Here is a 13,605-nt window from a genome sequence, read left to right on the forward strand (position 1 = left end):
GTTGTCTGCAAAGTCCTTGTCTGCAAAGTCGTTGACTTTAGCCAATGGCGACAAGTGGGATCACTCGTGCCACCCAAAACTAAGGTAGTCACGAGCAACTAAGCTGATTGACTAAGACTTGTGATCGTTGCAACGAGTTCAGTTGGATCGATCGGCTTACTAAGATGGCGCTGGAATCCGGCAGCAAGAGCCTTCTGCTGGTTTATTTCCCCTGCATAGGCGGTAAGGGCGATTGCCTTTGGTAACAGGTTACTGGCAGCAAGCGGCTCTCCTTTCTCTGCAAATTGAGCGATCACGTGCTGCATCAGCGTATAGCCATCCATCATAGGCATCCCGATATCACTGATCAGCACATCAACCTCTGTCTTCTTTAATGCCTCCAGTGCTTCTACAGCAGATGCGGCTGAAACAACCATTGCACCTGCATCCTCCAGGATAAAAATTACTAACTCACGGGCATCAGTTTCATCATCTACCACCAACACTCGAACACCTTCTAAAGGATGTGAGGCAACATCGGCAGGCTGAAGGCTCTTTGTCTCACTATTTACCTGTCTAGCTTGATCCTTCATTAGCGGTAGGTGGACCGTAAACGTGGTTCCCTGCCCTTCGCCGGAGCTTTCTACATGAACCGTACCGCCATGCAGTTCAACCAATTGCCGTACGATCGCCAAACCCAGGCCCAAGCCACCAAACTGACGAGTGGTTTTACTGTCTGCTTGACGAAAGCGATCGAAGATATAAGGAAAAAACTCTGGTGTGATGCCTTTGCCAGTGTCGGTGACAGTGATTTGAGCATAAGAGTGATGAGTGGATGGCTGATCTACACTCCCACCCACCCAATTCTCCACGTTCCCATGCTCGACCTGCTCTAACCGCACCTCGACTCGTCCGCCGTCTGGGGTAAATTTGATCGCATTCGCTAGCAGGTTCCAAACTACTTGCTGTAAACGGCTGGCATCCCCTGCAACGTATCCCACCTTTGGGGCAAAGTAGGTCTGAATCTGCATTGCCTTCGCTTCTGCCGCTAGGCGCACAGTCTCCATTGCGGCTTCAATCGTAAACTTCAAGTCTACTGGAGCCACATCAAGGATGAGTTTGCCACGTAAAATGCGGGAAACATCCAGTAAATCTTCAATGAGCTGCGTTTGCAATTTGGCATTGCGTTCAATTGTTTGCAAGCCACGAGCCAGAGTGGCAGGGTCGTGCTGCTGTTTTTGTAAGAGCGTTGACCAGCCCAAAATGGGATTAAGCGGAGTACGCAATTCGTGGGAGAGCACTGCCAAAAATTCATCTTTCACCCGGCTTGCCTGTTCTGCCTCTGCTCTAGCACTGCGCTCTGCCTCGTACAATTGAGCGCGGAAGATTGCCTGAGCACACTGACGGCTAAGAGTGAGCATAAACTCGCGATCGTCCTGGCTGAGTTGCTTGAACTGTTTGAAGGAAAGCGACAGCCCTCCCACCGCTCTGCCGTCAACCATTAAGGGCAGCGAAATCCATGCCTGGAAGGGAAGACTCTTGTAGATTTCTGCTAAATGAGGATAGCGGGCAAGGCGTTCCGCTAGAGGCTCTGACCAAACAGGCTGCTTATTTCGTACTGCGTCCGCTAAGGGAAAGGGTGCAGTGAGGGGAAATTGCCGATGGCTTTCTACTGGATTTACGGCATACCCGACTGCTTGCACAATTTCCAAAACGGTTCCATCCGGGCTTAGAAGTGCCATGAGTGCTGCATCTGCTTCTAGAGCCGCAGTGCTTTGCTCTACAATCACCGCCGCTACTTGAACGGGTGTCAGAGATTCTGAGAGGGCGGCTGTCACCATTTGTAAGCGAGTCGTGCGATCAGCAGCGGTTTCAGCCGCTTGCTTTGCCTGTTGAGCGGTGTGATAAAGGTACGCGTTGTCAATGGCGATCGCGGCTTGACGCGCCAAATCTTGAGCTAGAGCAAGATCTGTGAGGCTATAGCGGCGATTTGATTCAGTAAACACAAAAGAAATGCTGCCTAAAACTCGTCCACGCGCTTGCAGTGGGGTAATAATGCACGACCTTAAGCCGACACTTTGCAAGATTGCTAGATACTCAGGATTCAATACAGTCGCCGTGAGTTGTTCATCGGTAATGTCGATCGCAATTTCACTTTGCCCGCTTTTCATGACCTGAGAGATGCCATACCCATCATCTAAGTGCCTGGGGAAGCGTTGTGCTAGTTCCCAACCCAACTGCACCTTATCGGGATTGGCATGCGCAACTGCAACACGACTAATGGTGCCATCATCATTCAATAAATCTACAGAACACCAGTCTGCGAAATAAGGTACGACTAACTTGGCAACGCTTTGAAGCGTTTGTTCATAATCCAATGACGATGCCAGTGCTGTACTGACATCAACCAAAAAAGCCGATCGTCGCTGCTCCGTTTCAGCTTCCAGACGAGCCGTTTGTTCCTGAGTTTGCTCTCGAATTAGTTGGGCACGTTCCTCTGCAAGGCTTAAGCGAACGGCTTCTGCTTGTTTGCGATCGGTGATGTCGTGCATAACCACCACTGCGCCCTGTTTATTGCCTTGAGCATCAGCAATGCTTTGCCCACTGCTGAGCAAGGTTCGCGTCATTCCTGCTTTGGGGGCAATCACCATCTCAACGTTGGCAACGGTTTCTCCCTGTAAGGCACGAAACAGCGGAATCTCGTCTTTAGGCATCCGCGTTTTGCCGTCCGGCAGATACAAGTCATAATATTCTGCCCACTGGTCAGGGGGGAGCGGTTGCTCTGGTAGTCCATGAAATCTTCGTGCTGACCGATTAAAGAGCGTTAAAAGTCCATCGGCGTTACAGGCGACAATACCTGCCTGCACGTTATCTAGCAACACCCGCAGCATTTCTTGTTCTTTTTGCAGGGCAGCTTCTGCTTGCTGGCGATCGACAATTTCTAGTTGAAGGCGTTGGTTTACTTTAGACAATGCAGTCGTTCGTTGTTCTACCTGGCGCTGCAACTCTTGCTGCACTTGTTGCCGGGCAACCTCCGCTTGTTGGCGCTCCAATTCAGTAGCAATCCGCAGCGCAAAGATAGTCAGTAGAGACTCTACAAGCTGAAGATTGATTAAAGGTTTGCTGTCCATGATGCCCAGCAGCCCAAGCGGTGTACCTGCCGAGTCAAAGAATGGAATTGCCGCGTAGCTCTCTACCCTGAAAGGGGCTAGCAGCGGCGCTTGAGGAAACTGCGCTTGCACGCCATCGGGATAGCAACACAACTTTTGTTTTTGAATCACCTGCCAGCAAGGTGTGTCGCGCAGTAAGTACTCAAAGTTGGCAATGATTTGACCGTTGGCGCAGGCAGCGATCGTCTTAATAGCATCCCGGTTTGCCCCATCCACCAGACCAATGTAGGTGTAATCTATCCCCAAAGTTTTGGTGAAATGTTGTACCAGAGCCGAGAAGAAAGCTTCACCCGTGGCAACAGAAACCCCCTGCGTGATTTCTAACAATGCTGTATCAAGCTGGGCGACTTTGCGAGCTGCCAAGCGTAGCTCTAGTTCATCCATCACCATTGCAGCAAGATCGGACAACACAGCTTGCTGCTCGTCAGTTAACGTCGTGCGTGGTTGAGTATCGAACAAACAAAGGGTACCGAGGTTAAAGCCATCCTGAGTTAGTAAGGGTGCACCTGCATAAAACCGTAGACCAGGTTCATTCTGCACAAAGGGGTTGCAAAGGAGGCGATCGTCCTGGCGGGTATCGGGAATAACTAAAACGTCGCTGGAATACAGTGTCAGACTGCAAATAGTGGCATCTCGCTGCACTTCTTGGATATCAAAACCGTAAGCCGACTTGAACCAACCCCGCGACTCATCAACTAAGGAAACGAGCACGATCGGCATCCCAAACAAGCGTGCAGCTAAAGCAGTAATGCGATCAAATGCTGCTTCCGGCGGTGTATCAAGAATGTTGTACCGTCGCAATGCTTTTAAGCGTTCCGCTTCATGAGTAGGCAAAGGAACCGAGGGTAACGGAGGTTCTGGTAGTGGTTGAGTCATGAATCGGATTAGCAAGCAACAATAGCTAACGGTTAGAAATAAGAGCAGACATCAATCCTAGCCAGTTTCTTTTGTTAAGGAAGCGTGCATTGTGCTTAATGACGTGCTTACCCTGCGTTATGCTTCTAGCTCTACAGGTCTTGCAAGTGACGTTACCGCAGGGTGCTAACTGCCTACTGGCTTGCTCCTGGTTAGGCACAGATCGTAAGCAGCAGATCTATAAATGGAACGTGTGACATTGGTAGATGAGACAATGCAACGAAGCTAGAGGTAAAAGTGCAGCCGTTGGTGTTGAAGCCGACAGCTAGTGTTGGAACCGATCTTACGATCTTTGGAGTTGTCGGTTCTTACGCTATTTGGCTGACTCAGGTTTTGGAATACCCTGAAACGTAATATCTATACGAGCACCATGAGCAATCAAGCCCATTTTCACTAAGTGAGTATGAACCCGTCTAGCCTGAGATGCGACAGGCGAAGCATAAACTGTCACCACACGTAACGATCGCTGTACAGGCGATCGAAACGGTGTCTATTTCAAAAATGCTAAACCGATGCTGAAGCTCGGCAACGGATATTGTAAGTTGCGATCGGTTCAAGCCAGACTCTTACTGGGCTTGGTACAAGCACGTTGCCTTACGCAGACTCGATCGCGCAGCGAAAAACTAGTCCAGCTATGACAACGCTCTAGCGGTTGAACCGACTGTTGAAGAGCTTGGACCAATTGCAGTAACGCTTTTAATCCCCTGAGTTTGCTGGAAGCAGCGTCAGCAAGATATGTCAAGGCGAAATACAGCTATAAGCCTAAGCTGTTTGAACTAAACAACTTAGGCTTACAACCAGATAAAAATAACGATCGTAAAAAGATGCGGATGGCGAGACTCGAACTCGCAAGGGCTATGCCACACGCACCTCAAGCGTGCGCGTATACCAATTCCGCCACATCCGCACAAGCTGGCTTCCAAAAACCAGTCTCTTCTAAGCAACGTCTCTGAGTCTGATGTTTCTGATTAAAAAACCTTCAACATCAGGTAACACAGCAAGCCACTCGACTAAGAATGACTCAACTGGCGCAAACTTGAGGTTTGGTTTGCTTTGAGACTTACTCAGCATAGCAAAAAGCGGTCCGAGGTTTGCGATCGTGGCACTAAATTTGTTGAAAGTATTTGGGAACTAATCAACAGTCGATCAGTTCTATGCAGAAGTAGATGTCTAAGCAACGATAAAAGGATACGCTACGAGAAATTTGTCTTGGGTCTACTCGTCGGGAGCAAAGCCTGTGGTGTTACGCAAACAGATCGGTTTAGGAGTGATGGGAGCGGTCGTCAGCCTATCGCTTGCCTTTCTTGGAGGGAGTGAGCGCACTGCAACGATCGCTCAAACAGCGCCAACCCCAACCCCTACAGAAAATCCTATTCCTATCAAACCAGATGTGCCCTATGTGCCAACACCCGAAACGGTTGTCACAGAAATGCTAAAGCTAGCAGGTGTGAGCCGTGAGGATGTAGTGTATGACCTCGGCTCTGGCGACGGTCGGCTAGTGGTTACAGCCGTTAAAGATTATGGTGCCCGACGTGGGGTAGGGGTAGATATCAATCCAGGGCTAGTGCGCTTAAGTAATGAGAATGCACAGAAAGCAGGAGTGAGCGATCGCGTTCAATTCCTCCAGCAAGATCTCTTTCAAACTAACCTTCGTGATGCCAGCGTGGTAACACTTTACCTACTGCCTGAAATCAATTTGAAGTTGCGCCCCAAACTCTTAAACGACCTACGACCCGGCACCCGTCTTGTCTCCCACGCTTTCACAATGGGCGACTGGAAACCAGATAAAACGGTTACTGTTCCTGCAAGCGCTGGCTCTTCGTTGCCACGCAATATCTATTATTGGGTTGTCCCTGAACGTGTTGCGGGCGACTGGCAGGGACGGGTCGAATTTGCGCCTGGTCGCAGCCAACCCTATACCTTGCGGTTTACACAGCAGTTCCAGCAGGTGAAGGGCGATGCGATCGCGGATGGCAAGAAGTACAGCATCCCCAACATTACGCTGACGGGCGATCAACTCTCATTTAGCCGCGCTGAAAAAATCCAGGGACAGCAAGGCGCTATTCAATTTAAGGGACGCATTGAAGGCGATACGCTTAAAGGTACTGCAAGCGTTAAGTGGGGTCCTTTAGCACGAAACTTCCCGATTGTTGCTAAACGCAGCACTCAAGCAACCAAGTGGTAACTAGGAGCACGATCGCCCCTTAAGACGCTGGTGGAGTTACAGCAGTTTTTGTGCCAGTGATTTAGTGGGTTGCTAAATGCGTTGTGTTTTTAGCACCCATCAACTCCATTACTGCATAGTGATGGCTCCACTTACCTTGATCCAAGCACGCTTTGATGCTGCCTCTAAGTGCGATTTGGCGCTGCTAAGTTGCGGAACTGAGTAAACTGCGACTCAAACAGAAGTTTGACGGTTCCAGTTGGGCCATTCCGATGTTTCGAGATGATGACTTCCGCGATACCCCGATCGGGCGTGTCAGGGTTATAGTACTCATCGCGGTAAAGCATCATGATCAGGTCAGCATCTTGCTCGATTGCACCTGATTCGCGCAAGTCAGACATCATTGGTCGCTTATTGGTGCGCGACTCGACGCTACGACTCAACTGGGAAAGCGCTATGACGGGCACACTAAGTTCTCGTGCCAGTCCTTTAAGCGCACGTGTAATGCGTGACAGCTCTTGCACCCGATTGTCGCTACCGCCATCCATTAACTGTAAATAGTCCAGCAAGATTAAGCCGAGCGCACCACCCTGTTCAGCCTGAAGTCGGCGTGCCTTCGATCGGATCTCAGTGATGCTGATATTCGGCGTATCGTCGATAAACATTGGTAGTTGCGACAGAGTGCTGATAGCATGACCCAGCGGCTCCCATTCATTTTGGCTCACACGCCCTGCCCGTAGTCGACCACTTTCAATCCGCACCTCACTGGCTAGCAATCGCTGAACCAGTTGTTCTTTCGACATTTCCAGGCTAAAGACGGCAACAGGTAACTTGTGAAAGGCGGCGATATTACGGGCAACGTTCATCGTAAAAGATGTTTTGCCCATCGACGGTCGCCCCGCTACGATAATGAGATCAGAGCGCTGAAAGCCCTGAGTCATCGCATCTAGATCATAGAAACCGCAGGACAACCCAGGCAACACCATGCCCAGCGATCGGCTCTCAATATCTGAAAAAGTGTGCGTCAAAATATCGGACGCTGCCATTAAGCCTTGCTGCGGGCGATCTTGCGTCACACCAAACAGCTTTTGCTCGGACTGATCAAGTATTACTTCTAGATCATTGGATGTGTCGTGCCCCAAATGTGCAATCTCGTTGCCCGCCTTGATCAGCTTACGGCGCATATACTTGTCCATCACCAGTTGAGCATACTGGTCAATGTTGACAGCGCTCACTGTGCGATCGATTAACTGTGCCAGCTTACTTTGCCCGCCCACCTTTTCGAGAAGACCACGATCGATCAACCAGGATGTAATGCTCATCAAATCTGTAGGGCTGCCTTGTCCTTGCAGCACCAGAGCAGCGCGATAAATTTCTCGGTGAGCACTCAAGTAGAAGGCATCGGGATGAAGCAAATCTGCAACCCGATTGACACCCTCTGGGTCTAGCAAAATGCCGCCCAGAATTGATTCTTCAGCATCAATGTTCTGAGGCGGCAGGCGATCGCTAAAGGCTTGGAAATTGAGTTCCTGAACCATAAGAAACAGAGACGGCAACAATATGTTGGAGAAGTAACCCACACATCCAGCATGGCTCACTTCACTATACAGGGAAGACCGCACTTGCTCTACTACATGTAGCGTTGCTTAACGCTCGCTCAAGACTAAAACGCTAAGTGTAGTGAAGTGTTAGCATAGGCAGACGCTAACGTATATTTAGTACCTGCGTACTATTATAGCAAAGCCAAACTCCCTGGACAACCGCCTTGAGCTGACGCTCTAGCTAGCAACAACCTGAATTTCAACCGTTGCGGTAACGTCAGGATGCAGCTTGATATCTGCCTTGTAAGAACCAAGCTTGTGAATATCGGGTAGCGTAATACCACGGCGATCGACCTCTTGCTGAGTCGTCTGCAAAATTACATCAGCGACATCCTGGTTGGTTACAGTACCAAAAATCGCCTCATTTTCGCCGACCTGCTTGGCAATGATATAACTTGCCACAGCTTGCAAAGCTGCTCTGCGCGTTTCTGCTTCCTGCTTTTCTTCCAGCAAGCGCACCCGCTCTAACTCTCTGCGCCGCTCGACCTGCTTCAAGAGACCAGGAGTCGTGCGCGCCCCAATGCCTTGCGGAATGAGATAGTTGCGAGCATAGCCAGGAGCGACTTCAACCAGATCTCCTGCTTTACCCAACTTACTTACATCTTTACTGAGAACTAACTGTACGCGCTTTGCCATAACCTTCCCTTCGCCGCAATCTTTCTAAATTTCTAAGGTGTAAAAACCCACAGAAATACAATACTACCCCATGAAAGAGTGTTCGCTCTACAGTTTTGTTGAGAATGAGTGAAGAGATTTAGCTCAAGTTATGCCTTACTTAAAAATGCTTGGGCAAACTATCTGCATGCTAGGAGTCTAACCTGTCCCCTTGCCTGCTAGAGAAGAGAGCCGGAAAGGGTCGTGAAAGCTGTTTTTAGAGTGGGAGGAGCTTCTCTACAGCAGGCAGCGATGGCATTCAAGGTCAATTGCAAGATTGAGAGAAGCAGAAAAAAATTAGTTTGAGTGCCTGGAGTCCCGCGCTCCGTATTAATGTGTTCTTTCCTGCATGACTTTCTGGAGTACACAACTATCGCTACTTCACCATCACTCAATCTCGTGATGTTCTATTTCTTTTGAGGGAAGTGTTAGCAGCCGAGTCGTTTTACGCTAAGTTTGTATAAAGCTATCAAATTTTGTTGATCGCTGGCACGTTTATTGAATCGCTAGAACTGCCCCCGGCTCCCTGTTTATTTGAATGGGTACTGGATTCCAGAAAATTGAGCCATGCTTGATACCGGTCAACTTCAACTCAGTGGTGATGCTCTTCTGTGGTTTAGACAGGGACTAGCAGCGGCTGCGACTGAAGCCTACGAGCGAGCCGTAGCGCATTATGATCGCGTCATTGCTATTAGACCCGATTTTTACGAAGTTTGGTACGAACGTGGTTTGTCTCTCGAAAAGTGCGGTTCTTATCTAGAAGCGATCGCCAGTTACGATCAAGCGCTCAACCTGCGACCTAAAAGTGAGGTGTGCGTCCAGATCTGGCATGACCGTGGTAACGCCCTGCAGTACGGTCTGGGGCGCTATACTGAAGCGATCGAGAGCTATGATCGGGTATTACAAATTAACCCACGTCACGAGCACACATGGCAGAGCCGTGGCAACGCGCTGCTATATGGGTTAGACCAACCGACTCAAGCGATTGCTAGCTACGATCGCGTACTGCACATTAACCCAGATAACTCTTTAGCATGGCGCAACCGTGGCAATGCACTCATTGAGTTGCACCGTTACGTCGAGGCGATCGCTAGCTATGATCGTGCCCTCGCTATTAAGCCAGACGATGATGTTTCTTGGCACGCTCGTCACCTTGCCTCTGAGCGCTCAGGGCTAAACTATCGACCACCCACTACTCACCCAGCCTGGTATGGCGCTGGCTTTAGCGACTCACGAACGTTTGTGGAAGGCGATTTGGATAGCAGCGCGACGTTTGCACCGATGTCCGATCGTGGTATTCAACCGTTTCTGGGGCGTCGGAACGAGTCAATTTTGGTTGTTGAAGACGAGCGAGGCAAGCGAGACATCACTTTGGATCGCGATCAGTATCAAATTGGGCGTGATCCGCAAAGCGATATCTGCCTCCACTCTCAGTTTGCCTCTCGTCATCACGCGATCCTGACAAAGGTTCTTAAAGAAGATGGCAGCTATGGCTACCAGATTACCGATGGCGACCTGGATGGAAAGGCAAGCACCAATGGGTTGGTGATCAATGGTCAAAAATACCGGACGTGGGAGCTGAAGCCAGAAGACGTAATTGTTTTTGGTCCCAAAGTGCGGGCAACCTATCGTCGCTCTTCTCTTTGAAGCCCTCTAAACATTCTTAAAACAATAAGCTTTGATTGCTAGGAACGATAGACGGGAAGTGTGAAGTGGAAACAACTGCCCGTGTTGGGCGTCGAGTCTACCCAAATCTGACCATAGTGCGATCGGATAATGCGCTGACAGAGCGATAGCCCGATGCCATAGCCGTCTTTTGCCTCATCGCGTTCGAGCCGGAAGTGCTCTTCAAAGATGCGATCGCGATTTTCTTTAGGGATGCCCGGACCATTATCGCAGACGCTAACCTGTACTTTTTGGGTGGTGCGATGAAGGATTGAAACGGCAACCGAGCCGCTGACAGGCGTATATTTAATGGCATTATCAAGCAAATTAACCAAAACCTGACGGACTCGCTCGCTGTCGGCATACACGTGAGGCAAGTCAGATGGAAGATCTTGCTCAACGCGTTGTAACTTTGCCTGAAAACGATCGCGAAGAGACTCTAAGACCTCAACACAAAGCTGTCCCAGGTTCATCTTCTGAGGCACAATGCGTAGTTCAGCGCCGGTACCACGTGCTGCCTGTAGAATATCAGTAATCATGTGATCGATCGCGCGCGTCTGTGTCCGAGCGTGCTTTAAAAGCTGTGCAGTAAGGGTAGGGGTTAGCCGTGAAGACCAACCATCAGTAATACTGTGTCCCATCTCCAGGGTTTCCATGGCGATCGACGCAGCAGTAAGTGGGTTACGCAAATCGTGCGCCAGCATGGCGATAATTTCATCCTTAAAGCGAAGCTGATGCTCAAGCTCGGCTTTTTCTTGCTTCAGGCGAAAGACATCGTCGGTTAGCTCAATAAGTTCTGCCGAGCGGGCGATCGTCTTCAGGGCGCTGATTGATTGCTTGGTAGCATCTATCCCAACGTCCGGCGAATTGGCTACTAAGCCACGTTCAATCGCAATATTTACTCTGGGATCTTCATTCTCTTGTGTTCGGTGGTCTTCCCCAAAGACTTGCTGAGAGTTAGTATTCACCAGATAATTCTCTACAGAGCGTTGCCAGTAAGACCACCAATGCTGCAATTGGGCAACTAGATCACTGCCTGCCAGCGTTTGCTGCGGAGCAGGATGAAGTTTGATCAACGCTGGAGTTGCTACAAGCCGAAAGTGTTCAGCCAGATAAGGCTGCTCGCTCACGTCAATGACTTCTAGCTCAAAGGGGTAGCCCGCTCTAAGGTTTTTGAGCGCCTCACGCACTTGCCGAATGCGTTCTCTTGAGGTCGGACGTTTATCAATAAACAGCAAGAGCTGTAGGGGCATTTCGTTGCTGGGTTGCTTCTCAGAAAATGCCTGCATACCATCTTGTTCCAGCACTTAAAACAAATAAAGCTAACTTGCTCTTGACTTTAATTTGGACTAAACCTTAAGAAATTCAATTAATTCGCTTGAATCTCTACTCTCTAGATTACCCTAATACCTTTAAGTTCTAACGGAATCAATCTAGCTACTGTCAGAGGCTTGAGCGCTTTCTAGCCAAGAAATGAGCTAAAAATTGGCACGCTTGATAGGAGCACACAGGCATTTCCTATAGCAGTCGAAGCGAACGTTAGGACAGACATAAACCTTGAAACTTCTTTTAAGCAAAGGTTTCGATTTATCCCTTATCCTTCATCCTTTTGCCATACCACAGCAGTAAATTTTTGAGCATGGCAACATAGTAAACGTCTACAAGATGAACGCTTTAGACTGCTAGCGTAGCCATGTTGCCTTACCCATTACAGTCTTGCAAGGAGTGGGGCTGCTTGCAGTAGCGCCTGTGTATAAGGATGCTGTGGGCGCGTAAAAAGATCTTGAGTGGCACCCAACTCAATAATTTTGCCAGCTTGCATCACGGCAATGCGATCGCAGAAAAAGCGCGCGACCCACAGATCATGCGTAATGAACAAGTAGGTTAGGTTGAATTCATCTTTGAGGTCTTGCATGAGCGCTAAAACTTGCGTCTGCACACTGGCATCTAGCATACTGACTGGTTCGTCGCAGATCAGTAATTGCGGACGTGTGATGAGGGCACGAGCGATCGCCACACGCTGCTGCTGCCCACCCGAAAGCTGTGCAGGATAACGATCGTAAAACGCTGTCGCTGGACTCAAGCCTACCCGTTCCAACATTTCCAACACCTGGGCTTTCGCGGCTTGGGGATCAGCCAATTGGTGAATCCGTAGCGGGTCTGCAATGCTTTCCCCCACCGTCATCATTGGATTCAAGCACGCATGAGGGTCTTGAAACACCATTTGCATTTGCCGTCGCTGTTGCTGCATAGCAGTTCGCGATAACCCGACTACGTTTTGCCCCAAAAACTCGACTTTGCCGGCTGTGGGATGAATCAACTGCAAAATTGTGCGCGACAACGTACTTTTACCGCAGCCCGACTCGCCAACCAAACCCAACGTTTCACCTGGATAAAGATCCAGAGTCACACCGTCTACAGCCTTAATTGTTTGGTTCGTCTTCGAGAACAGTTGCGCGATCGGGTTTTGCTCCAAGGTGTAGTGCTGGATAAGATTATCAAGGTGGAGGAGGGGCGTCGGAAGAGGGGCGTTATGAGTCGGGTCTACCACTTGCTGCCCTTTGTCTACGCGCTCCTCTCTTTCTCCTTTCTCCAAATCAACGGCTTGCAGATGGAGTGCTGCCTTCAGCAGCGATCGCGTGTATTCATGCTGAGGCTGCTTTAATACTGTTTGAGTGGCACCTGTTTCGACAAATTTGCCGCCGTACATAATGGCAATGCGATCGCAATACTCGCCAATCATCGCTAGGTCGTGAGAGATGATCAGCAGTGCCATTTGCCGCTCAGCACAAAGACGTGTCAGTTCGCGCAAAATCTGGGCAGAGACGGTCACATCCAAACTGGTGGTTGGCTCATCCGCCACGATGAGTTTAGGATTCAGCAGTAGCGCCAGAGCGATCGCCACTCGTTGCCGCATCCCACCGCTAAACTCGTGGGGGTATTGTGACCAGCGACTCGCAGGTATGTTGACCGCTTCTAAGGTTGCGATCGCCTGTTCTTTTGCCTGTCGCCGTGAAAGTTGAGGCTGGTGCGATTGCAGCGTTTCCAGGCAGTGATCGCCGATCGTCATTAGTGGATCAAGCCGCGTCATGGGGTCTTGAAAAATCAACGCAACGGCTTCGCCTCGAAAGCGCCGTAACGCTGCTGTCGAAAGGTCAAACACAGATTGCCCTGCAAAAGTGACATGCCCTTCGATTTGGGTATCTTCGGACAGTAACCGCATGGCAGCTCGACCCAAGGTACTTTTGCCGCATCCTGACTCGCCAACTAACCCCAATTTTTCGCCTGGATTGAGGGTAAACGACACATCATCCACTGCCCATGCGATCGCTTCCGATCCACGTTGAGGATACGCGACCCGCAAATGTTCAACCTGAAAGAGAGCGTTTGTCATGGCATAAGCCGTCAGTGTAGTAAGCAATTAGCGTTCAGCTACTTTACCAGTTGTACGCCATGA

Annotated in this window: 7 protein-coding genes and 1 tRNA gene; 2 read left to right on the plus strand and 6 right to left on the minus strand. The window is 49.8% G+C overall.

All coding sequences use genetic code 11. From position 1 onward, the window contains the following. Positions 1–98: 98 nt before the first annotated feature. Together H6F76_RS11830 and H6F76_RS11835 are read right to left on the minus strand one after the other, a co-directional pair. The gene (locus tag H6F76_RS11830; RefSeq protein WP_190508394.1) at positions 99–4,025 is read right to left on the minus strand and encodes a GAF domain-containing protein; all 3,927 of its coding nucleotides are present in this window, start codon (positions 4,023–4,025) and stop codon (positions 99–101) included. Between the two features lie 864 nt (positions 4,026–4,889). Further along, positions 4,890–4,971: transfer RNA gene (locus tag H6F76_RS11835), tRNA-Leu, on the minus strand. A gap of 330 nt (positions 4,972–5,301) precedes the next feature. Between H6F76_RS11835 and H6F76_RS11840 the strand changes: the two genes are divergently transcribed. Further along, positions 5,302–6,249: a class I SAM-dependent methyltransferase gene (locus tag H6F76_RS11840; protein ID WP_347276007.1), complete on the plus strand. Its 948-nt coding sequence runs from the start codon at positions 5,302–5,304 to the stop codon at positions 6,247–6,249. Between the two features lie 164 nt (positions 6,250–6,413). Here H6F76_RS11840 and dnaB read toward each other — a convergent pair whose 3' ends face one another. Together dnaB and rplI are read right to left on the minus strand one after the other, a co-directional pair. Next, on the minus strand, positions 6,414–7,766 hold the full coding sequence (dnaB, locus tag H6F76_RS11845; protein ID WP_190454918.1) for a replicative DNA helicase: 1,353 nt from the start codon (positions 7,764–7,766) through the stop codon (positions 6,414–6,416). Between the two features lie 240 nt (positions 7,767–8,006). Next, entirely contained in the window at positions 8,007–8,465 is a 459-nt protein-coding gene (gene rplI / locus H6F76_RS11850) for a 50S ribosomal protein L9 (RefSeq protein ID WP_190454921.1), read from the minus strand. Between the two features lie 585 nt (positions 8,466–9,050). Here rplI and H6F76_RS11855 point away from each other — a divergent pair. After that, positions 9,051–10,130: a tetratricopeptide repeat protein gene (locus H6F76_RS11855; RefSeq protein WP_190508396.1), complete on the plus strand. Its 1,080-nt coding sequence runs from the start codon at positions 9,051–9,053 to the stop codon at positions 10,128–10,130. 38 nt (positions 10,131–10,168) lie between these two features. On the opposite strand, the gene H6F76_RS11860 is transcribed toward H6F76_RS11855, so the two are convergent. After that, entirely contained in the window at positions 10,169–11,437 is a 1,269-nt protein-coding gene (locus tag H6F76_RS11860; protein WP_190508398.1) for a histidine kinase, read from the minus strand. Between the two features lie 419 nt (positions 11,438–11,856). Further along, on the minus strand, positions 11,857–13,542 hold the full coding sequence (locus H6F76_RS11865; protein ID WP_190508400.1) for an ABC transporter ATP-binding protein: 1,686 nt from the start codon (positions 13,540–13,542) through the stop codon (positions 11,857–11,859). Between the last annotated feature and the right edge of the window lie 63 nt (positions 13,543–13,605).

The organism is Leptolyngbya sp. FACHB-321 (genome assembly GCF_014695975.1).
In the GTDB taxonomy this organism is placed as follows: domain Bacteria; phylum Cyanobacteriota; class Cyanobacteriia; order Leptolyngbyales; family Leptolyngbyaceae; genus Stenomitos.